Origin of the sequence: uncultured Oribacterium sp. (assembly GCF_902481605.1) — a bacterium.
GTDB lineage: Bacteria > Bacillota > Clostridia > Lachnospirales > Lachnospiraceae > Oribacterium > Oribacterium sinus.
Genome location: NZ_CABSXI010000036.1, coordinates 1 through 22,117 on the forward strand (window position 1 = coordinate 1; position 22,117 = coordinate 22,117).

Below are 22,117 nucleotides of genomic sequence, written 5' to 3' on the forward strand. Positions count from 1 at the left end.
GTGGTTAAAGGAAAATATCGGAAAGACCAAGATCACGGAAATCAGTGCTTCCGCAAAGCTTGACGAATTCCGTGCCGAGATGGGGAACTTCATTCGGGATTCCTTCGAGCCGATTTCCTCTTTCGGACCGCACTCCGCAGTGGTTCACTATACTTCTTCTCCGGAAACCGATGTGGAATTCCATCCGGGAACACTGTATTTAAGTGATACCGGTGCAGGATTCTATGAGGGTTCTACCGATATTACAAGAACCTTTGCACTCGGTGAGATTCCGCAGCAGATGAAGGATGACTTTACGCTCGTTGCCATCAGTAACTTACAGCTTGCAAATGCCAGATTCTTACAGGGTTCTACCGGTCTGACTCTGGACATCCTTGCGAGAAAGCCTTTCTGGGATAGAGACATGAACTTCAATCACGGAACAGGACACGGCGTAGGCTATCTTCTGAATATCCACGAAGGTCCTGCAGGCTTCCGTTACAAGTGGAGAGCGGGAGAAACGGAAGAGATTCAGGAAGGCATGGTTCTGACCGATGAGCCGGGTCTCTACATTACTGATTCTCACGGTATCCGTCTGGAAAATGAGCTTCTTGCCAGAAACGGCGCTAAGAATGAGTATGGACAGTTCCTTTACTTCGAGACCATCACTCTGGTTCCTTTCGATCTCGATGCCATCAATCCGGATATGCTGAACGAAGAGAACAAGAAATACTTAAACGATTACCACAAGAGAGTATACGAGGAGATTGCACCGCACTTAAACGACGAAGAGAAAGAATTCCTGAAGAAGTACACAAGAGCAATTTAAGCCTCTTTTACAGCAGTTTCTTTCCTATTCATCGAAGCATAACAAAAACGGCATGGTCCTTTTCGACCATGCCGTTTCTTATTCTTAAAAAACCATCCTCGTCTTGGCAAATCTTTTTATTTCTTGGACAAGAACTCGTCGATTCCCTTTGCTGCCGCTTTTCCTGCACCCATGGCCAGAATAACGGTTGCAGCTCCGGTTACCGCATCACCTCCGGCATAAACCGCTTGCTTGGTGGTTTCTCCGTTTTCTTCCTTAGCGATAATACATCCTCTTCTGTTGGTATCCAATCCCTTGGTAGTCTCGCTAATCAGAGGATTGGGAGATGTTCCTAAGGACATAATTACTGTATCACAGTCAATCACATATTCGGAACCGGGAACCTCTACCGGTCTTCTTCTTCCGGAAGAATCCGGCTCTCCAAGTTCCATCTTAATGACACGGATTCCGGTTACCCAGTCATTTTCATCCACAAGGATTTCTACCGGATTCTGTAAAAGGTCGAAGATAATACCCTCTTCCTTGGCATGGTGTACTTCCTCCACTCTGGCAGGAAGCTCCGCCTCGGAACGACGATATACTACATGAACCTCTGCTCCTAATCGAAGAGCTGTTCTTGCAGCGTCCATAGCAACATTACCGCCACCTACAACTACAACCTTCTTTCCGGCCTTCATAGGGGTATCTGAATCTTCTCTGTACGCCTTCATCAGGTTATTTCTGGTTAAGAACTCGTTAGCGGAGTAAACACCGTTAGCTGTCTCTCCGGGAATATTCATAAACTTCGGAAGTCCTGCACCTGTTCCTAAAAACACTGCATCAAAGCCCTCGTCCTCCAAAAGCTCATCCACGGTAATGGAGCGTCCTACGAAAACATTGGTGAGAATCTTTACCCCCAGCTTCCGTACATTCTCAATTTCAGGACCAACTACTCTGGTCTTGGGAAGACGGAACTCCGGAATACCGTACTGTAAAACTCCTCCCGGCTCGTGGAAGGCTTCGAAAATGGTTACATCATAACCTAATTTTGCCAAATCTCCCGCACAGGTTAAACCGGAGGGTCCTGCACCGATAACAGCTACTTTCTTACCGTTTGGAGCTCCTGCTTTTGCTGCCACATAGTTGTGCTCTCTTGCCCAGTCCGCTACATAACGCTCCAGCTTTCCGATAGATACAGGCTCTCCCTTAATACCGCGGATACAAACGCCCTCACACTGGGTTTCCTGAGGACAAACTCTACCGCAAACTGCCGGTAATGCGGAGGATTCTGCAATAATGTCTGCAGCCTTCTCAATATTGCCTTCTTTAATCTGAGTAATAAAATCATTAATCTGAATAGAAACGGGACATCCTACTACACATTTCGGATTCTTACAGTTTAAACAACGGTCTGCCTCTTCCTTAGCCTCTGCATCGCTGTATCCCAAGCATACCTCTTCAAAGTTTTTTGCACGTACCTTCGGCTCCTGTTCTGCCACAGGAACCCTCTTCATCATATTTGCCATAATTTCCCTCCCTTAGTTGCAGTTTCCACATCCGCCATGGGACTTTTCTGCTTCCAAAAGTTCCAGTAATGCTTTACCTTCTTCGGCCTTATAGGTCTGCTGTCTCTTCATTGCCAGATTAAAATCTACCAAGTGTCCGTCAAACTCCGGTCCGTCCACACAAGCAAACTTTACCTGATCTCCGACAACCAAACGGCAAGCACCACACATTCCTGTTCCGTCAATCATAATGGGATTCATGGAAACAATGGTGGGAATTCCTAATTCTTTTGTGGTAAGGGCAGCAAACTTCATCATGATTACCGGTCCGATGGCAATACAACGGGTATACTTCTTACCCTCTTCATTGACCAACTTCTTCAATACATCGGTAACCACGCCCTTGGCTCCATAAGAACCGTCATCCGTAGTTACATAAACATTCTTAGCTACAGAGCGAAGTTCTTCTTCCATAATCAGAAGGTCCTTATTTCTGGCTCCAAGAATAACATCTGCTTCTATCCCTCTTTCGTGTAGCCACTTTACCTGAGGATATACCGGAGCAGCACCAACTCCACCGGCAATGAAAATCAGATTTTCCTTTTTTAACTCTTCCGGACTTAATTCTACCAGTTCGGAAGGTCTGCCTAAGGGTCCTACAATATCTGTGAAGTAGTCTCCTACTTTCAGGTGACTAAACTTCTCTGTAGAAGCGCCTACAACCTGGAACACAATGGTAATGGTTCCCTTTTCCTTATCGTAGTCTGCAATGGTGAGGGGAATTCTTTCTCCCAACTCTCCCAGCTTTGCAATCATAAACTGGCCGGGCTCCGCCTTTCTTGCTACATAGGGCGCCTCCACGTCCATGAGCCAGTCCTTGTCAACGAGATGCTCAACTCTTGTGATCTTGTACATGCTCTCCTCCATGTTTCTTTCCTACGAAAAACAAGTTTCGTAGACCTGTTCTTTCTAATTAGAATAGCAGAATTTACAGTAAATTCATCTACAAAACAGCATTATGTTCACAGTACACAAAATCGAAACTTCTTTCTTGTGTATAGCAAAAAAGAAATGATGTTTTTTTCAGCAATTTTATTGTAGCAAATAAAATATTTTTTTCCTGTTTTTTATTTATGCAAAGCTTACTTTAATAAGCTAATTTCTCAGCAAAGTAAGACTGCAATTCACTGATAGGGATACGCACCTGCTCCATGCTGTCTCTTTCTCTTACGGTAACCGCATGATCCTCTTCGGACTGGAAATCATAGGTTACGCAATAAGGGGTTCCGATTTCATCCTGTCTTCTGTATCGCTTTCCAATATTTCCACGGTCATCGTACTCGCACATCCAATACTTGGACAATTCCTCATGAATCTTCTCTGCCCCTTCTCCCAGCTTCTTAGCAAGGGGAAGAACCCCAATCTTAATCGGAGCCAAAGCCGGATGGAAACGGAGGACAGTTCTTTCATCTCCTCCTTCCAATTCCTCCACATCATAAGCCGCACAAAGGAAAGCTAAGGTTACACGATCCGCTCCCAAAGAAGGCTCTACAACATAGGGAAGATAATGCTCATTGGTCTCGTCATCAAAATACTTCATATCCTGACCGGAGACCTCTTCATGACGGGATAAGTCATAATTGGTACGATCCGCAATTCCCCACAGCTCTCCCCAACCGAAGGGGAAAAGGAACTCTAAATCTGTGGTAGCCTTGGAGTAGAAGGAAAGCTCTGCAGCCTCATGGTCTCTTGCCCGAAGCATTTCCGGATTCATGCCTAAATTCAGAAGCCATTTCTGGCAATAATCCTTCCAATACCCGAACCACTCCAAGTCGGTGTCCGGTTTACAGAAGAATTCCAGCTCCATCTGTTCAAACTCTCTGGTACGGAAGGTAAAGTTTCCGGGGGTGATCTCATTTCGGAAGGACTTTCCGATCTGAGCAATTCCGAAAGGCAGCTTCTTTCGAGAGCTTCTCTGCACATTTTTAAAGTTTACAAAGATTCCCTGTGCGGTTTCCGGACGAAGGTAAACTGTGTTCTTCGCATCCTCCGTAACCCCCTGGAAAGTCTTAAACATCAGGTTGAACTGACGGATAGGAGTGAAATTGTGCTTTCCGCAGCTGGGGCAGGGTACTTCATGGGAGCTAATGAAGTTCTCCATCTCTTCCTTGGACCAGGCATCCACGGATCCCTCCAAAGGAATATTGTGACTTTCGCAGAAGTCTTCAATTACCTTGTCCGCACGAAAACGCTCACGACACTCTTTACAATCCATTAAAGGATCGGAAAAGCCTGCCAAATGTCCGGAAGCCACCCAGGTTTCCGGATTCATCAGGATGGCACAGTCAATACCTACATTATACTTGGATTCCTGCACGAACTTCTTCCACCAAGCCTTTTTGATATTGTTCTTTAACTCTACCCCTAAATTTCCATAGTCCCAGGTATTTGCAAGCCCACCATAAATTTCAGATCCCGGATATACAAATCCTCTGGTTTTTGCTAATGACACAATGGTGTCCATGGTATAATTTTTTGGCATTTTTCTCTCTCCAGTCTATTGCTGATTTCCCCAACGTTTCCTTTTACTTCTTCCATCCTACAAAGACTCTTCTCCTTATTCCTTGTAAAATTATCTTTTATTATACATCAAGCCGGAGGTCTTTGGAATATCCACAGCCCATCCCCGAGGAAACTTATTTAAATACCCTATAAATAATAGCTTTTTTAAATATAAAATAGCTTTTTTAAATATAAAACAGGCCTGAAGTTGGGGCACGAATGCCTCAATTTTCAGACCTGTCTTAGCGATATTCCCTGGATTATATTGCTTTTTCAGTCCTATTAAAGTTTAGGAGCCAAGACTTTTTAATATTCGAAGGCTTTGAAATTGTTTGGGAAAGCTTTCTTTGCAAAGATAATCCACATTCCGGGAAAAGGATAGAAGGGTTCCCTCCTCCAAGGTAAAGGTATATAGTCTTCCCAAGGGTACGGACAGGACATGATGCCAGGCCTCCTGCACCGACTTTCCGGAGGGCAATGGGGGCTCCTCCGTGTATTCCCCCTCCAGCATCAGCATACGAAGCTCAAAAATTCTCCTTACCAATTCATTTTTCAAGCCCTTATGTAAGAGTGCCTTTAAGGAAAGATAAAGAAGCTCCACCATTTGGGGAGCCTCCAGATTTTCCTGGGCCACCAGCTCCGCCAGCTCTAAAAAATAGGCGGCATAGCAGGCCTTTTCCAAATCCTTTGCAATCTCTTCAAAATAGGCATCTACCTCTACAGAACGAAGGGTGTATCCTGCCTTTCCTTCCCGTAAATGAAATTTTCCGAAGACAAAGCTACGGCTCCCTGCCAAAAGAGGAGAGTTGGGACGTTTTGCTCCACTGGCCCAAACCGTCATTTTCCCCCTCTCCATAGTGAGAAGCTGTAATCGCTTGTCAAACTCCCGTAAGCTGTGCTCGGACAGCACCACCCCGTGAAGAACAATTTCCTCTTTCACTGACCCCTTCTACTTTCCTAATGGTACTTTTCCATTTCTAAACTGCTATTCCCAATCTTAGCTTCTACAAACAGAACTTTCTCGTTCCCAATCTTGGCTTCTATAAACGGAACCTTCTTGCACCCACAAAGCTCTACTTCTGCTCCCTATAACCGTATTCCCGTAGATAGGCCGGATTTTCCCGCCAGTCCTTCCGGACCTTTACAAAGAGCTGCAGATTTACCTTGGCCTCCAAAAGACTTTCCATCTGAATTCTGGCACCGGTACCGATATTTTTCAACATGGCACCGCCCTTTCCGATAATGATTCCCTTGTGACTTTCCTTTTCACAGACAATAGTAGCCTTTACATCCCAGATACCGTTTTTTCTTTCTCGCATACTGTCCATCAGCACTGCAATGCCATGGGGAATTTCCTTATCCAGCTTATACAGCGCCTGCTCCCGAATCAGCTCCGCCGCAATTTCCCGCACCGGCTGATCCGTAATAGTCTCCTCATCGTAGTAACGAGGGCCATAGGGAAGCAAATCAAAAAGAATATCCTTCAGCTCCTCCAAGCCCTGACTTTTATAGGCGGAAATTCCTACAATAGCAGCAAAGTCCAGTTCTTTCTCATAGTCTTCCTTCTTTTTCAGGAAAGCATCCTCGCCCCCCAGAAGGTCCAGTTTGTTTAAAACCAGAATAATCTTTCTTTTGCTATGCTTAAGAAGAGAAAGAATCTGCTCTTCCTTCTCCCCCTTTTGCTCGGTGGCATCCACAATATAGAGAACCAGATCTCCGTTTCCTAAAGCTTTTTCCGCCACGGATTCCATATATACGGATAGCTGATTTTTTGCCTTGTGAATTCCGGGAGTATCGTGAAAAACGATTTGCCCCCTCTCCTCATCATACACCGCCATAATTTGGTTTCTGGTGGTTTGGGGTTTTTTCGAAGTTATGGCCACCTTCTGACCAATCAAGGCATTGAGAAGAGTGGACTTTCCCGCATTGGGAAGCCCTACAATGGAAACAAAGCCGGATTTCACCGGTCCTTCCTCTACTTTTACTTCTTCGCCTCTTTCCTTGGCAAAAAAATCATCAATTACAGATCCCATCGCTTTACTCCCTTCCCTTTCAAAACAAAATCCCTATATTGTTTATCCCTTTCTATTAAATCTCTTCCAGACTTTCAAAAGCAGCTTTGGCCTTTTCCAGCTCACCCTTATTTCCAATGGCACAAAGTGCCTTTTCCTGGAATGCTCTCTTGATATAAGCAGAAAGATTTCGGATATCCTTCTCCTCCACATCTAAAAGTTCATCTCTTTCTCGCTGCAAGTCTTCCTTTGTAAGCTTGGAAAGATAACAACTTAATCCCAAAAGGAACTTGGTATAGGCGGACTTTGGCATATCCAATTCGGAGATGGCTCCAATAACATATTTGTTTAACTCCAGTTCTGTCGCCTTGAAGTTTTCCAGATACTCTGCCACCTTACGATATTGCTCCAAGGTTCTTTGCACATTGGGATCCCTGTAGGAAACCATAAAGCTTTCTCCGTTTCGTCCAAAACCGCACATCGCCCCATAGGCATTTCCCTGCTCTCGAATATTCTTCCAGAGGAAGTCGTAGGACAAAATCACCTTTAAAACCTTCAGGCTTCCGGTATAGGGGTAAGCTTCCCCTTGGAAGGAGCCTGCGGTCGCTACATAGTTCACCTGGGAAGTGGTACTGAAGGCTTCCCTTCGCTCTTTTTCCCCTGCAAATTTTGTTTCTCTCCAGTCTTCCATTTCCGGAAAACGTCTTCCCAAAAAATCTGTAAGCTCTTTCTTTTCCTTCTCGAAAATGCCGATATCTCCCCCTGCTGCAAGGAGCAATCTTTCTCCGCTAAAAATTTTCTTGGATAGGGCTGTAAGTTTTTCTCCTAAGGCCTTGGGATTCTTACGAAAATCCTCTTCCAGTTCTTCTAAGAAATGCAGATAGACAATCCCCTTAATCTGCTCCTGAAAATGAGAGCTTGGAGAGAAAGCCGACATGGCACGAGTCACCGCATAGCTGTGACCGGAACCCTCCAGGCGCATTCTTTCTCTTGACTTTGCTTCCAAAAGAATCTCGGAAAGACGCTTTTCCTCCTGATAAACCGTTCGAAACAGCATCTCCTCAAGATACTCTACCGCATTTTTTAATTCTCCATGTAAAAGCTTAAAGTCCAGAGCCAAGACACCGGTGTATCGATCCTTCTCCACAAAATCCGGGTAAGCTGTTAAATCCACACTAAAGCCTCCAGTATGAAGATAAATTTCAGAATTAAAATCCTGAAAACGATAATTTTCCGTATCCATATAGGCAAGACAGGTTTTTAAGAAGGAAAGATAGGACAGTTCCTCCTCACTCAGTCCGTCGGTATGGAATTGCAGACGAAGGTACAGAACCCCCTTAGACTCTCCGGGCACCAAAATCAACTTTCTGTCTCCAAGGCTTTCCTCCTGATAAGGGTAGGACTCCGCTTCCCGCTTGATATCCTTTCTGGAGAGTACCGGCAGAGTCTTTAAAGCTTCTTCAGTATTTTCTGTCTGCTGGTATAAAGTAAGTTCTTCTTTTACTTTTTTGATCTGTTCTTTTTCTTCCGGAGAAAATGCCTGCCATCTGGCCTGCAACTCCTCTGAAAGCTTCTCTTCCTTCTGCTCTGTCAATCCCTTCTTAGGCAATAAACGAAGGAGGGAAGAATGGGGATTGTTTAAGAAATTTTCCTTTAAGAGCTTTTCAAAATAGCCCTTATCCACCTCTTCCATCAGTTCCTTATAAAGAGCCTCCGCTTCCAGATAAAGCCAGGGCTTTCCTCCGTAGAGCCAGGAATCCAAAGCACTTATGCTGTAAACCAGTCCCTTAGGGGTACTGCCGTAATCTGCCTCCTTGTACTGGAAAGCATCATGGTGAATAGCAGCCAAAATGGTCTTATGATCTAAACCATTTTCCGCGGCATCCAAAAAGCAATCCTGAATCAGCTGTAAAAACTCTCCGGCTCTCTCTTCAGAAACATTCTTACTAATAACAGAAAAATAGTGCTGTAAAATACCGTCGGAATAGCCTCCGAAAACATCCTCTCCCAAGCCTGCTTCCAAAAGCTTTTGCTTTAATACTGCTCCGGGACCGGAAAGTAAGGCATGATCCAGATAAGAAAACGCCATGGACTTCTTCGCATCCTGCCCTGCATCCAAAACAAAGTTATAAGAAAGATAAGCTTTATTTTCACTACTATCCTTCTCGGAAATAGGATAGTATTGGCTTTCCTCCACCATTTTTCCGAAGGGCTGCTGCCCTGCGATTTCGGAGTTTGGAGAAATCCGGTCAAATTCTTGCAAATAGGCCTCATCAATCCAGTTCAGCTTCTCCTCCATATTCATATCTCCGTAAAGGATAATGAAGGAATTGGAGGGATGATAAAAGCGCTGATGGAAGGCCTTAAAGGCATCATACGTTAATTTCGGAATGTCCTCCGGATCTCCCCCTGACTCATTGCCGTAGGTGGTATCCGGGAAAAGGGAATGGAAGGTATAGCGTTCCAGTACGGACTCCGGGTCGGAAAATGCGCCCCGCATCTCGTTATAGACCACACCGCTATAGCATAGCTTCCCCTCTTTGTCCAGGGTATAGTGCCAGCCCTCCTGCAAAAAGGTCCGGTAGTTTTCCAGACAGTTTGGATGAAAAACCGCATCCAAATATACGTCCATAAGATTTTGGAAGTCCTTGTCATTCTGAGAAGCCACCGGATAAACGGTTTTGTCCGGGTAGGTCATGGCGTTTAAAAAAGTCTTTAAAGAGCCCTTTACCAGCTCCACAAAGGGATCCTTCAAGGGGAACTTCTTAGAACCGCAAAGCACGGAATGCTCTGTAATGTGGGCTACTCCCGTGGAATCCTCCGCAGGGGTACGAAAGGCAATACTAAAGACCTTATTGTCATCCTTATTCTCTAAGCATAAAACCTTGGCACCGGTCTTCTTATGCTCATATACACGTGCCATGGTTTCCAGCTCTTTAATCTCTTTTTCTTCTATAAACTGATATGCCTTCATCAAAATATCTATTCCTTTCTAAACTACCGAATTCTTCCCTGATCCGTCTACAGCGTACGGTAAAGCCTGTTTACAGCTTATGGAAAAGCCTTTCTAAAGCTTATGGCAGAGCCTTTCTCCGAAGAGGAACAGTGCCTCCCGAAAGTAAAGATGCGGCCTAAGCGCAGGGTCCTCTACCGAAGGAAAGCCCACAATGCTGACTTTCTGTAAAGCATCCACTTTCCCTTCTTCTCTCTGCTTTTTTAGAGCCTGTTCCGCAAAATGGCAGGCTCTGAACATCTGATACTGGGAGCTCACAATGCCGATTCCGATCTCTTTCTCGGCTGAATCGTCTTTGATTTCCGGTCCTTCGGATGCCTCTGTTTTAAGCTCTTCCGCCGAATCAAAAATCTCATCCGAATCCAAGTCCTCTTCATAGTCCACAACTTGATTTTCCTGGGCCGCCAGTCTTTTCCGGACTTCTTCCCGACGCTTTTTGCGAAGATCCTCTTGTATCTCGGAGCCTTCCTGATTCTGCTCCCCTTGGAAAATGCTTTCTATTCCGTAGGAAAGCTTTTGCTCCGTAGTTTTCGAGTAAAACTCCATCAGCATAGCATCGGCAGGAATCCCCATCTTCAGCATACTTTGGTACATCACGCTGGCTTCCGCACTGGCACTGTTCCTTCCCTTACCACCGGAAAGTACAATCGTTGCCGAAGGATTCTCCTGATAGCATAAATCCGCTCTTTCCAGGCGATTTTGAAGGAGTGGCGTAATCTTATTGTTTTCCAATTCGGAACCCACCACCAAAATATAAGAAAGGGGATCCTTCCACTGCCCGTAGTGATATTGGCTTAAATAACCGATAAGATAACTGAAAAGCAGGAAAAAAATGCAGTAACTGCTTAAGCCAAAAATTCTAAAACGAAAAAACAAGGGATTTTTTCGTAAACGCTCCGGTGCCTTATAGACAAAGGCCATCAGGAGATGAATGGCTCCCAAAAGAAGCCAAATCCAAAGAAAGGAAAGATAGGAAGCGGTGGTCCATAAAAAGCCAAAGTAAAGAAAACATCCTAAGGCTAATATTAAAAATACAATTCCCATATCTTCTCCTTTCCCGGTTTTCTCCTGAAAATTCTTTCTCCTTTAGAAGACTTTTCTCCTTAATAGACTGTTCTCTTTAATAGACTATTCTCTTTAATGGAGTTTTCCCTCTAATAGATCTTTTTCTATTTGTCTTCGATTCTTCTTAATACATCCTGGGCTTCCGGAAGTACGGAAAAACGAATCTTTAAGTTCTGCTTGGAATGGGGACAGGACTCCAGACTTTCTCCGGTATCCGCATCCTCCATGGAAAGTACCTCTGTATCCAGATTATCCCCGTTTGGCTTCATAATGGAAATGCTTTCCCCTACAGAAAACTTATTTTTCTGCTGCAGGAAGGCAAACTCTCCCTCCACCTTCTCCACTGTTCCCAGATAAATAGCTCCTGCACTATAGCTGTTATTGCCATAAATCTGATCCTCTTCATCCGGTCTGCCATAGTAGAAGCCGGTGCTATAGTCTCTAAAGGTACATTTCCGGATTTCTTCCTCATAAATCGGAAGCTTTTCCTCATACTTCTTCGGATCCTCCAGATAATCCTGAATAGCCACCTTATAGGTTCTGGCCACGGTAGCCACATATAGCTCCGTCTTCATCCGCCCTTCAATCTTTAAAGAATCCACTCCCGCCTCAATCAGGTCGGGAATATGACTAATCATATTCAGATCTTTGGAATTGAAAATGTAGGTTCCCCTATCATTTTCAAACACCGGATAATACTCTCCGGGACGCTTTTCTTCCATCAAAGAATACTTCCAGCGACAGGGATGGGTACAGGCTCCCTGGTTAGCATCCCTTCCGGTGAAAAAGCTGGAAAGCAGGCAACGACCGGAATATGACATACACATTGCCCCATGCACAAAGGCCTCGATTTCCATATCCTCCGGGATATGGGCTCTGATTTCCTTAATCTCTGCCAAACTTAGCTCTCTCGCACAAACCACTCTCTTTACGCCCAGCTGATGCCAAAAGCGGAAGGTTTCGTAGTTGGTATTGTTGGCTTGAGTGGAAATATGAATCTCCACTCCCGGCATCATTTCCTTTGCCAGAAGGAAGGCTCCCGGATCCGCAATCAATACCGCATCCATCCCTACTTCATTTAATTCGGAAAAGTACTCCCGCATAGGCAGTAAATCCGCATTGTGGGCCAAAATATTGGCGGTAACATAGACCTTTACCCCTCTTTCATGGGCATAGTCCACCGCTTCCTTCATCTTCTCCAAGCTGAAGTTCTTGGCATTTGCCCGGAGGGAAAATGCCTCTCCCCCCATATAGATGGCATCCGCCCCATAGTGAATGGCGGTTTTCAAGCCCTCCATGGACCCCGCCGGAATTAACAACTCAACTTTTCTATTCATAATCCTACTTTCTACTCTATGTACTAATGAACTCAATGCACCAATCTTCCTACTGCTTCACTCTATGATTTCTTGACGGAAAGACTTACTCCGTCTCCAATAGGTAAAATGGAGGTCTCCAGACTTTCCTCCCTTTGCAGAAGCCTCAGGAACTCCCGCATCCGCTTGTGAATCGTTCTCTGTCTTCTTTCCAAATAAAAGCGACTCTCCAACAATAATTCTCCCTGTAGAATATTGTCACAAAAGAGTATACCACCGGGAGACAAGAGTTTCAAAATAGAAGGAAGCCAAAGAGGATATTGAGCCTTGGACGCATCCAAAAATACAAAGGAAAACTGCTCTTTCTTTTCCAAAAGCTCCTCCAAAATCCTGCTGCCGTCCCCTTCCAGTAAGGTGATTTTATCCTGATAAGGACTTGCCCCAAAGTTCTGTTTCGCCTTTTCGATTCTGGGCGGAAAATTCTCCACCGTTACAATCTCCCCTTCTCCCCCTAAGGCATCCATCATCACCAAGGCGGAATAGCCTACAGCAGTCCCCAATTCCAAAATTTTAGGCTTTTTTTTCGTTTTCAAACAAACACGAAGAAGCGCTGCGGTTTCCTCCCGTAAAATAGGGACGGCCTCCGATAGCGCTTCCTTGCGAATCTCCTCCAGGAAAGAATTTCTTTCCGGGAGGAAGGATTGTATAAATTGGCTGATTCTGTCTTTTTTATCCAAAGTACTTCCTATTCATTTTCATTTCCGCCACCGATTTCCTGATCCTCTCGGCTTTCCTCGGTGCTCTGGTCTTCCGTCTCAGTGACTAAGTTTTTATCGCTTAATTCCTGATTCTTCTTTCCCTCCTCTGTAATACTGTCCAGCATTTCCACCTGGGTCATGGCTGTACTCAGAGTGTATTTTCCCGGAAGCAACTTACTGTGGTAAAGCTTGGCTTTCAGGGCAAAGGCCTGGGCGTTTTGAATAAGTCCCAAAGACTTGGCGTTTTCTCCCACTTCCTTCCAGGACTCCCCCTCCTGAATATCCAAAGTGATTTCCCTTCCCGGTGAGGCTTCCATGGCATGGTCGTACATAAGACCATGGCCATAACGATAGGCAACTTGTACCCCCTGCAAAATCAAAAACAAAAGAAATACGAGAAAAAGAAAGCGTACAGATACACTCATCAATATTTGGGTAAATGCCCTTAAGAAGCTCCTTTTCTCCATTTTCCGTTTATACCTCCATAATTACCGGTAAAATCACAGGATTTCTCTTAATCTTCTTCCAAAGGAAGTCGGACAGTCCATCCTTAATCTGGGTCTTAATCTTCCCCCAGTCGCTGACATGGGTGCAAAGACAGTCATCCACCACATCCTGCACCGCCACTCTGGCTTCTTCCATTAAATCCTCAGACTCCCTTACATAGACGAAGCCTCGTGAAATCAAATCCGGTCCTGCCATCAGATGTCCTGAATATTTTTCCAGGGTAAGAACCACCACAATGATTCCGTTCTGTGCCAGGTTCTGACGGTCTCTCAGCACAATATTTCCCACATCTCCGATGCCCAGTCCGTCTACATAAACACCGCCGGCCTGCACCTTTTCTTTGATGCTGTAGCTGACTTCTTCTCCATTCGCCGTGAACTCCAGTACATCACCGTTGTCCAGCATCAGGCACTTATCCTTATCTACACCGACAGATTCCGCCAGCGTTGCTGCAGATCTTCTATGATGAAATTCACCATGGAAGGGTACAGCATACTTGGGCTTTACCAGGGAGTACAAAAGCTTCAAATCCTCTGCGCAAGCATGTCCGGAAACGTGGGTATCCTGCATAATCACCTTAGCATGGAGCTTACAAAGTTCATTGACTACTCTATCTACCGCCCGCTCATTTCCGGGAATGGGGTGAGAAGACATAACCACCACATCATTGGGGCCAATGCTGACCTTCCTATGCATACCGCTGGCCATACGGGAAAGAGCCGCCATAGACTCTCCCTGAGAACCGGTAGTAATCAGAACAGTCTGCTCATCCGGATAATCCTTTAAGTTTTCAATGTCAATGAGGGTACCTTCCGGGATATGGATATATTCCAGCTCTGAAGCTACGGAGATAACATTCACCATGGAACGTCCCTCCACTACAACCTTTCTCTTATACTTTGCGGCAGTGTCGATAATCTGCTGCACACGATCCACATTGGAGGCAAAGGTTGCCACAATAATTCTGCTATTCTGATGCTCTGCAAAAATCAAATCAAAGGTTCTTCCCACTGTCTTTTCCGACATGGTAAATCCTGGCTTTTGAGAGTTGGTGGAATCGGAAAGCATAGCCAGAACGCCGTTCTTTCCCAGTTCTGCAAAGCGCTGTAAATCTATCTGATCCCCAAAAACAGGTGTGTAATCCACTTTAAAGTCTCCGGTATGGATAATCACACCGGCAGGAGTGGTAATCGCCAAGGCAGCCGCATCCTGAATAGAGTGGTTGGTCTTTACGAATTCCACCTTTAAATCTCCGAAGTTCACGGTTTGACCGAACTTCATGGTCTTCATCTTCACCAGCTTATCCAAACCGTTTTCCACAAGCTTCCGCTGAATCAAAGCCAGGGTGAGCTTTGTGGCATAAATCGGCACATTAATCTGCTGTAATACATAGGGCAACGCGCCGATATGGTCCTCATGGCCATGGGTAATCACAAAGCCCTTCATTTTATGAATCTTGGACTTGATGTAGCTGATATCCGGAATAACCAAATCAATTCCCAACATATCGTCTGTAGGGAAGGCCAATCCGCAGTCCACGATAATCATGGTATCCTCTGTCTCAATGGCAGTGATGTTCATACCGATTTGATCCAGTCCTCCCAAGGGAATTACCTTCACAGAGCCCTGAAAACTGTGCTTGGGCTTTCTTCCCTTTGCCTTACTCTCCGATACCTCCATGGTTCCGGTGAGCAACGGGAAATGCTCCGGACTGTAAACCGGCTTATCCTCCTCCCTGCCTCTGGGTCTTAAGGGATTTTTTCTTGGGGTTGGCACGTTCATCATCCTGCTTTCCTGCTTCGCCGTTGCTCTGGCATTAGCTGTTCTGTAATTTCTCTTCCCATCGGTATTTTTGGATTTTCCAATTTGACTCTTATGAACGTTTACGATACGATGAGCCCCTTCTACCTTCTTCTTTTCACTGTTGTTGCTATTTCCGTTATTTCCTTCTTTCATTCTATTCCTTTCTTAGTCTATATTCATTTGTATTTATGTATGTTTCTTTGCATTTGTATTTTTTTGCTTACCATTTTCCTTCGGGTATTCCCCTGCCCTAACTAAAGAGGAGTTCCAATCCCAATTCCGTCTTCCTATGACACCGTCTTTCTATGGCGCTATCTTTCTATGGTAATATCTTCTCCGGAAAGCAGCTCTGCGAAAATATCCATAATGCGTTCCGCCTCTTCTCCCTCCGCAAAACTGAAGTCTGCTTCTTCGTCCTCAGGCGCGGATGTGTCCTTCATCACATAGCAAACGCCGTCTTCCCCTTCTTTGGCATCGGTAACCAAAATATAGGTCACCCCCTGTACCACAGTCTCCTCCAAAATCTCCAACTCTAAATCATCTTCTTCTGAACGTAAACGAATTCTTCCGCCTTCCATTTTACCCTTCCTCTCTGTTTCGAAGGTAATCCTCTAAAATTACCTGAGCAGCTACCTGATCTAAAACTTCCTTTTGTCTATCCTTGGGAACTCCGTTTTCTCGCAAAATACCTTCCGCTTCCATGGTACTGAGCCTTTCATCATACAAATGTATGGGAAGCTCTATTTTTTTCTTAAGCATTTCCTGAAAGGCCAGAACCCGTTCTACCCTTTCTCCTTCACTACCGTCCATGTGGCAGGGATAACCCAGAACCAACTCTTCCACCTGATATTCCTTGCAAGTTTCCTGAATTTCTTCTACGGTCTTTCGTAATTTTCCTTCTCTTTCCCGCCAAATGGTTTTAAGAGGCTGAACAATGATACCCAAAGGATCAGTGATGGCGAGCCCCACTGTTTTGGATCCGTAATCTAATGCTAAAATCCGCATACTACTCCTACTGAAACTGAAGAAAAGGTCTCTCCGGAACTCCAGACAGACCAAAAAAGCTTATGACTTTTTTAATTTACTCTCTACATAATTCCGCATCAACTCTTCCAGGAGTTCATCCCGCTCTACCTTATTAATCAGGCTTCTCGCCCCCTTATAGCTGGTAATATAGGTAGGATCTCCGGACATAATGTACCCCACTATCTGGTTAATAGGGTTATAGCCCTTCTCTGTCAACGCTGTATAAACTTCCTTTAATACCTCTGATGCCGCCAAACTGTTCTGCACCGGTTTAATAATCTGGGTATGGTTCATCTCATTATTCATAAAAACACGTCCCTCTCAAAACTTGCCTTATTCTATCTCATTTTTATCGATTTCGCAAGTCCGCTTTCCTTACTTTCTTTTTACAGTCCCCATGATTTCCTACACAATATGACGACAAAAAAAGGCCAAAGAATAAGTTCTTTAGCCTCTTTTTCCTATCCCTGCATCAATGTATTTTTCGGAAAGTATCGATGCATTAGGGAATTTTTCTATTAGCTCTGGAATTTTGCTGCGGATTCTCCTGCAATTTTTCCAAAGACAGTAAAGTCTGCAACAGCATTTCCGCCTAAACGGTTAGCCCCGTGTACTCCTCCGGTAACTTCTCCTGCCGCAAAAAGTCCGGGAATTGCATTGCCGTTCTTGTCCAAAACCTCGGTGACTTCATTGATGCGAAGTCCTCCCATGGTATGATGCACGCCGGGAGTCACCTTAATAGCATAGAAAGGTGCTGTATCCAGTGGGTCCGCAAAGCTGGTTCTTCCGAATGCGTTATCCTCTTTCTTTGCTACACTTTCGTTCCACTCAGTAATGGTCTTTTCTAAGGCATCCTCGGGAACCCCCATAGCCTTGGCAAGGCTCTTGGCATCTTCACCGGTCACGGTATATCCGGACTTAATATAGCCCTGAATGACTGCGGATTTCTCCACCATCTTATTATCAAGCACCAGATAAACCTGAGAATTGGTCTGTTCAATCTCCGCCTTGGATACCGCATCTCTGGTTCCTACCTCGTCGGTAAAACGAAGACCTTCCTGGTTCACCAGAATAGCGCCGTCTCCTCTTAATCCCTCTGTAATCAGATGGGCATCCGTAGTAGTAACAGTCGGATGAATCTGAATCTGATCCATATCTACGGTGTCCGCTCCAACAGCTTCCGCCATGGTGATTCCCTGTCCCAAAGCACCGGGTGCATTTGTGGACATATAGCCCTTTAAGCTTGGCTGGTACTTTTCCACCATCTCCTTATTAGCTGCAAAACCGCCGGTAGCCACAATAACCACAGGAGCTTTAACCTCTACAGAGTTGCCGGAGCTTCCCTTAGCCTTTACACCGGAAATCTTGCCATCCTCTGACTTGGTAATTTCCTCCGCGGTTACGGAAGTCAGTAAGGTAATCTTATCCCGTTTTTTCAGATTCTCCTCTAAAATAGGAATCATGTAAGAACCGACTGCAATCACCTTTCCGTTTTCATCCACAGGACGGTGAATTCTCTTTACGGAAGCTCCTCCAAAGGAACCTACATTATGAATGGTCATTCCTAATTTTTCAAGATAATCAATAGCCGGACCGGATTGTTCAGCCAATACCTTGACCAAAGTAGGATTGTTCTTGCCCTTTCCTCCCACCATGGTATCCAATTCCATCAACTCTACGGAATCAAAATATCCTTCCGGATTGGCCTGATAAGCGGCGTATTGTTCCTTTACCTTGGCAGCTAAGGCGGTAATGGTTTCATTGTCACTGTACTTTTCCGTAGCTGTTGCCAGAGTTTTCTCTACTCCTGCTCCTTCTTCAAAGGGATTCTCGTTCTGCCACTTGGTCGCTGCCGCATTCATACCTCCGGTTGCACGGATAGAGTTTCCTCCCACCATAGCCTGGCTTTCCAAAATCACAACAGATTTTCCCAAATCCGCTGCGGTAATAGCGGAAATCATTCCTGCCCCGCCGGCACCGATAACTACCACATCCGCTTCCAGATTCCGGTCCTTCTCCGGCTCTGCTTTGCTGCCTCCACCGCTGGGAGTACTAAACTTATCTGTAGAGAAGCCCATTTCCTTAATAGCCTGCTCTACACCGGTACGGAGAGCCGTGCTGGATACGGTTGCACCTGCAATACCGTCCACGTTAAAGCTTTGCTGTTCCACCATTAAAGCCGGAAGAGCTTCCACTGCTTTACTTCCGATACCCTGGGTTTCAGAATTGCTTAAGATATTTACCCCATACAGTTTATCCGCATCTGCGGTGACCTCCAATGTCATGTCTCCTCCGAAACCGGCTACTGTAACCTTCTGTGTCTTTGCCGTATCCGGAGCATCCACCTTTCTTGCCTGTTCTGTATTCCAAGAACGAATCCCTAAAATCACAGCGCAGAGAATGCCGGCGAAAATCACCAAGTAAGATAAAAATTTCTCGTTTTTCATACTACTCCTCTACTCCTATAAAACTCCTACTCTTGCATCGTTATATTTATAACATAAATCTTTCTATTTTGACTATTAGCAAAAACTCGCGGAAAAAACCATATTTTCCGCGAGTTTCTATCAATTTTTACAAATTCACAATATATAGGCAAGAATACAGTTCTTTTAAGCCTTTTTCTCCTCTACGAACTGTAAAAGAAGCTTTTCGGAGCGATCTACAAACTGCTTCATTTCTTCTCCGTTTAGACTGGCATTTTGAATGCGGGCAAGATCGTAAATCTGCTCTTCAAGAAGCTTTCCTTCCTCTGTTTCCAAAAGCCCCTCATGCTTTAGAAGATAATCCACCAAAGGATGCTTTTCATTTAACACCAGACTCTCCTCCAGTGGAAGCTCTCCCATGGGCATGCCGGAAATGGCATACATTTTCATCATCTCCTGCATTCTTCTGGATTCCTCGGAAATAGACAGTAGTGCAGCCGGTGTATTGGACAGCAGTCTTTCCAGTTTAATCTTCAACTTATCCTTGGCAAGATTCTTTTGGAAGCTCTTTTCCAATTTTTCTGAAAGACTATGAAGATTTTTCTGTTCCTCCTCGGAAAGCTTCTCCTGCATAGCCTCCTGGAAGTCCGCATCGATTCTTTGGAAACGAAGCCCTTCATTTTTCGCCTCTAATTCAGTAATAAAGGCGGAATCGATTCTTTCCGTAAGATATACTGCTTCCTTCTTATGCTCTTTAAAAATACGAATATACTGACTCTGGGCCAAGGCATCAGAAACATAGTAGACTCTTTGGACCTTTTCCTCCTGTTTTTCCCCATCCTCGGACTGTGTCTCTGAACCGCTTTCATTTATATTTCCATCGGAAGCCTGCTTATCTTTCTGCTGACTCTCTTTCTTATTCTCGGCATTCTCGGAAGCTGCTTCTGAATCGTCCTTCTTCTCTTTAAGCTCCGGTAAAGTCAGATACTTATCCTCCAGATCTTTAAACAGGATATAGTCCTTCATTTTCTCTGCAAATTTCTCATCTCTAAGAATACCATACTTGATAAAGGGAGAAATATCGTCCCAATACTTCTCATAATTCTCCCGATCCGTCTTGCATAAACCGGAAAGCTTCTCAGCTACTTTTTTCGTAATGTAATCGGAAATCTTCTTGACAAACCCGTCATTTTGCAGCTGAGAACGAGATACATTCAACGGAAGATCCGGACAGTCAATTACACCCTTTAAAAGAAGCAGATACTCGGGGATTACCTCTTTAATGTTATCCGCAATAAAGACCTGATTGTTATAAAGCTTAATTGTGCCCTCAATGGATTCGTATTCAGAATTAATCTTTGGGAAATACAGAATTCCCTTTAAATGATAGGGATAATCCATATTTAAATGAATCCAGAACAAAGGCTCCTTATAATCATGGAAGGTCTTCCGATAAAAATCCAAATACTGCTCTTTCGTCACTGTGGAAGGAGACTCTCCCCAAAGCGGATGGATTTCATTTAAGAGCACCGGACGCTTTTCAATCTTCAGCCTTGCCTCCGTTTTTTTCTCCTCACCCTTCTCGTCCTTTTCCAGCTTCTCCGGAATCTCTTCCAAGACAAGATCCTCCGGAAGCTTTTCAGATGCCAAGATTTCCTGGCTGTCCTTAGGAAGCTTCTCCAGATAAATTTCAACCGGCATAAAGGAACAATACTTCTCAATAATGGAACGCATCTCCCATTCATTGGCATACTTTAAACAGTCATTATTCAAATGAAGGGTAATCTCCGTACCGTGAGAAGACTTACTGCCCTCCGTCATACTGTAGTCCGTACCGTCATCACAGGACCAATGAACAGGCTTCGCATCTTTTTTATAGGAAAGGGTTTCAATTTCCACCCGATCCGCTACCATAAATGCGGAATAAAATCCAAGACCGAAATGCCCAATAATCTGATCGCTGTTAGCTTTATCCTTGTATTTTTCGATAAAATCCGCTGCACCGGAGAAAGCAATCTGGGTAATATACTTCTCAACTTCTTCCTCCGTCATGCCAATACCGTTATCTTTAAAGCAAATGGTTTTTGCATCAGGATTCACAATAACGCTTACCCGACCTTTATAGTCTGCCGGCTTCTCCCATTCGGAAATCAGAGCAAGCTTTTCCAGCTTGGTTACCGCATCGGTAGCATTGGAAATCTGTTCACGAACAAAAATGTCCTGATCGCTATACATCCATTTCTTGATAATGGGAAAAATATTCTCACTATGAATTGATAAAGATCCCTTTTTTTCCATAAAATACCTCTCTTCTACTATATAAAATTTAATTAGATAAACCTTATGTCTCCTATATCTCTTTCGGAGTAACAAACAAGAGTAGTATAGCACAATTATTAGCACTCATCAAGTATAAGTGCTAATAATTCATCTATTCATTTTTTCCTCATGCATTCTCTCTATAGTTTTTAGAGTTTCATTCTTTATCTAGTTAAGCACTATAAAATCAATCACTATACGCACTATAAAATCAATCACTATATGCGCTATAAGATAAACCGAGTCCATAAGATTAACCGGATAAACGAGATATCGCACACTACGCGTGCGATACTCGTTAAGAATAAAAAAAAGAACAATGCAATGCATTGTTCTGCATGGAACCGCAGGGACTCGAACCCTGGACCGATCGGTTATGAGCCGAGTGCTCTAACCAACTGAGCTACGGTTCCGTAAATGATTATAAGAAAATCTATCCTTTTTAGCAAGTTGTTAAGAAATCTATAGACAGAAAAAATCCATACCTGCTAAATGAAATACAAACTATCTGTTTAACTTATAAGATAGAAAAAGCCTAAGCTACGCTTAGGCTTAAGCCGATATTCGGACTCGAACCGAAGACCTACTGATTACAAATCAGTTGCTCTACCAACTGAGCTATATCGGCATACCTGTAAACCACATATCTCTTAATTATTCTTCCTAGAATTTAGACAAAAACCAGACGCATTGGATAAGCCCTCGACCTATTAGTAACTGTCAGCTGAATGTATTGCTACACTTACACCTCAGTCCTATCTACCTCGTTCTCTTCAAGGGGTCTTACTCTTGCGATGGGATATCTCATCTTGAGGTTGGCTTCACGCTTAGATGCCTTCAGCGTTTATCCATTCCCAACTTGCCTACCCTGCTATGGGATTGATTCCCAACAGGTACAGCAGAGGTCAGTCCATCCCGGTCCTCTCGTACTAAGGACAGATCCTCTCAAATATCCTACGCCCGCGCCGGATAGGGACCGAACTGTCTCACGACGTTCTGAACCCAGCTCGCGTACCGC

Annotated in this window: 17 protein-coding genes, 2 tRNA genes and 1 rRNA gene; 1 reads left to right on the forward strand and 19 read right to left on the reverse strand. The window is 44.4% G+C overall.

Features of this window, described 5'->3' with window-relative positions; genetic code table 11:
- Positions 1-808: M24 family metallopeptidase (locus tag RDQ32_RS07300; RefSeq protein WP_308579737.1), on the forward strand; the 808-nt coding region annotated here is incomplete at its 5' end.
- A 116-nt stretch (positions 809-924) separates the two neighbouring features.
- Here RDQ32_RS07300 and gltA read toward each other — a convergent pair.
- The 19 genes from gltA to RDQ32_RS07395 all read right to left on the reverse strand — a co-directional run.
- Positions 925-2,313, reverse strand: a complete 1,389-nt coding sequence (gene gltA / locus RDQ32_RS07305; protein WP_308579739.1) for an NADPH-dependent glutamate synthase — start codon at positions 2,311-2,313, stop codon at positions 925-927.
- A 12-nt stretch (positions 2,314-2,325) separates the two neighbouring features.
- Positions 2,326-3,207, reverse strand: a complete 882-nt coding sequence (locus RDQ32_RS07310) for a sulfide/dihydroorotate dehydrogenase-like FAD/NAD-binding protein (protein WP_040649567.1) — start codon at positions 3,205-3,207, stop codon at positions 2,326-2,328.
- Between the two features lie 232 nt (positions 3,208-3,439).
- Positions 3,440-4,834 (reverse strand): glycine--tRNA ligase, encoded by a 1,395-nt coding sequence (locus RDQ32_RS07315; RefSeq protein WP_308579741.1) that lies wholly within the window; start codon positions 4,832-4,834, stop codon positions 3,440-3,442.
- Positions 4,835-5,143: 309 nt separating this feature from the next.
- Positions 5,144-5,794 carry a DNA repair protein RecO gene (gene recO / locus RDQ32_RS07320; protein WP_308579743.1) on the reverse strand — a complete coding sequence of 217 codons (651 nt, stop codon included), beginning with the start codon at positions 5,792-5,794 and terminating at the stop codon, positions 5,144-5,146.
- Between the two features lie 133 nt (positions 5,795-5,927).
- The gene (gene era, locus RDQ32_RS07325) at positions 5,928-6,887 is read right to left on the reverse strand and encodes a GTPase Era (protein WP_007158024.1); all 960 of its coding nucleotides are present in this window, start codon (positions 6,885-6,887) and stop codon (positions 5,928-5,930) included.
- 55 nt (positions 6,888-6,942) lie between these two features.
- Positions 6,943-9,840: an insulinase family protein gene (locus RDQ32_RS07330; protein WP_308579758.1), complete on the reverse strand. Its 2,898-nt coding sequence runs from the start codon at positions 9,838-9,840 to the stop codon at positions 6,943-6,945.
- A 93-nt stretch (positions 9,841-9,933) separates the two neighbouring features.
- Positions 9,934-10,923 (reverse strand): YdcF family protein, encoded by a 990-nt coding sequence (locus tag RDQ32_RS07335; protein ID WP_308579745.1) that lies wholly within the window; start codon positions 10,921-10,923, stop codon positions 9,934-9,936.
- Between the two features lie 125 nt (positions 10,924-11,048).
- Positions 11,049-12,281, reverse strand: coding sequence for a U32 family peptidase (locus RDQ32_RS07340; RefSeq protein ID WP_308579746.1), 1,233 nt, complete (start codon positions 12,279-12,281; stop codon positions 11,049-11,051).
- 62 nt (positions 12,282-12,343) lie between these two features.
- Entirely contained in the window at positions 12,344-12,997 is a 654-nt protein-coding gene (locus tag RDQ32_RS07345) for an O-methyltransferase (protein ID WP_308579748.1), read from the reverse strand.
- An 8-nt stretch (positions 12,998-13,005) separates the two neighbouring features.
- Positions 13,006-13,485, reverse strand: a complete 480-nt coding sequence (locus RDQ32_RS07350) for an endolytic transglycosylase MltG (RefSeq protein WP_007158029.1) — start codon at positions 13,483-13,485, stop codon at positions 13,006-13,008.
- A 7-nt stretch (positions 13,486-13,492) separates the two neighbouring features.
- Entirely contained in the window at positions 13,493-15,205 is a 1,713-nt protein-coding gene (locus RDQ32_RS07355; protein WP_050768774.1) for a ribonuclease J, read from the reverse strand.
- A 434-nt stretch (positions 15,206-15,639) separates the two neighbouring features.
- Complete coding sequence (locus tag RDQ32_RS07360) at positions 15,640-15,906, reverse strand: DUF1292 domain-containing protein (protein WP_007158032.1); 267 nt, start codon at positions 15,904-15,906, stop codon at positions 15,640-15,642.
- Position 15,907: 1 nt separating this feature from the next.
- Positions 15,908-16,333 carry a Holliday junction resolvase RuvX gene (gene ruvX / locus RDQ32_RS07365; RefSeq protein WP_308579752.1) on the reverse strand — a complete coding sequence of 142 codons (426 nt, stop codon included), beginning with the start codon at positions 16,331-16,333 and terminating at the stop codon, positions 15,908-15,910.
- A gap of 60 nt (positions 16,334-16,393) precedes the next feature.
- A complete protein-coding gene (locus RDQ32_RS07370; RefSeq protein ID WP_007158034.1) occupies positions 16,394-16,660 on the reverse strand; it encodes an IreB family regulatory phosphoprotein in 267 nt (88 codons plus the stop codon).
- 212 nt (positions 16,661-16,872) lie between these two features.
- Positions 16,873-18,801, reverse strand: coding sequence for a flavocytochrome c (locus RDQ32_RS07375; protein ID WP_308579754.1), 1,929 nt, complete (start codon positions 18,799-18,801; stop codon positions 16,873-16,875).
- A gap of 165 nt (positions 18,802-18,966) precedes the next feature.
- A complete protein-coding gene (gene htpG, locus RDQ32_RS07380) occupies positions 18,967-21,078 on the reverse strand; it encodes a molecular chaperone HtpG (protein WP_308579756.1) in 2,112 nt (703 codons plus the stop codon).
- Positions 21,079-21,438: 360 nt separating this feature from the next.
- Positions 21,439-21,512 (reverse strand) — tRNA-Ile (locus RDQ32_RS07385).
- 142 nt (positions 21,513-21,654) lie between these two features.
- A tRNA-Thr gene (locus tag RDQ32_RS07390) sits at positions 21,655-21,727 on the reverse strand.
- 62 nt (positions 21,728-21,789) lie between these two features.
- Positions 21,790-22,117: ribosomal RNA gene (locus RDQ32_RS07395) — 23S ribosomal RNA — on the reverse strand; the annotation flags it as partial.

Excerpts from the sequence above, each read along its gene's own strand:
- gltA (WP_308579739.1), bottom strand. The coding sequence starts at position 2,313 with ATGGCAAATATGATGAAGAGGGTTCCTGTGGCAGAACAGGAGCCGAAG.
- RDQ32_RS07310 (WP_040649567.1), bottom strand. The coding sequence starts at position 3,207 with ATGTACAAGATCACAAGAGTTGAGCATCTCGTTGACAAGGACTGGCTC.
- RDQ32_RS07315 (WP_308579741.1), bottom strand. The coding sequence starts at position 4,834 with ATGCCAAAAAATTATACCATGGACACCATTGTGTCATTAGCAAAAACC.
- era (WP_007158024.1), bottom strand. The coding sequence starts at position 6,887 with ATGGGATCTGTAATTGATGATTTTTTTGCCAAGGAAAGAGGCGAAGAA.
- RDQ32_RS07330 (WP_308579758.1), bottom strand. The coding sequence starts at position 9,840 with ATGAAGGCATATCAGTTTATAGAAGAAAAAGAGATTAAAGAGCTGGAA.
- RDQ32_RS07335 (WP_308579745.1), bottom strand. The coding sequence starts at position 10,923 with ATGGGAATTGTATTTTTAATATTAGCCTTAGGATGTTTTCTTTACTTT.
- RDQ32_RS07340 (WP_308579746.1), bottom strand. The coding sequence starts at position 12,281 with ATGAATAGAAAAGTTGAGTTGTTAATTCCGGCGGGGTCCATGGAGGGC.
- RDQ32_RS07350 (WP_007158029.1), bottom strand. The coding sequence starts at position 13,485 with ATGGAGAAAAGGAGCTTCTTAAGGGCATTTACCCAAATATTGATGAGT.
- RDQ32_RS07355 (WP_050768774.1), bottom strand. The coding sequence starts at position 15,205 with ATGGAGGTATCGGAGAGTAAGGCAAAGGGAAGAAAGCCCAAGCACAGT.
- RDQ32_RS07360 (WP_007158032.1), bottom strand. The coding sequence starts at position 15,906 with ATGGAAGGCGGAAGAATTCGTTTACGTTCAGAAGAAGATGATTTAGAG.
- ruvX (WP_308579752.1), bottom strand. The coding sequence starts at position 16,333 with ATGCGGATTTTAGCATTAGATTACGGATCCAAAACAGTGGGGCTCGCC.
- RDQ32_RS07370 (WP_007158034.1), bottom strand. The coding sequence starts at position 16,660 with ATGAATAATGAGATGAACCATACCCAGATTATTAAACCGGTGCAGAAC.
- RDQ32_RS07375 (WP_308579754.1), bottom strand. The coding sequence starts at position 18,801 with ATGAAAAACGAGAAATTTTTATCTTACTTGGTGATTTTCGCCGGCATT.
- htpG (WP_308579756.1), bottom strand. The coding sequence starts at position 21,078 with ATGGAAAAAAAGGGATCTTTATCAATTCATAGTGAGAATATTTTTCCC.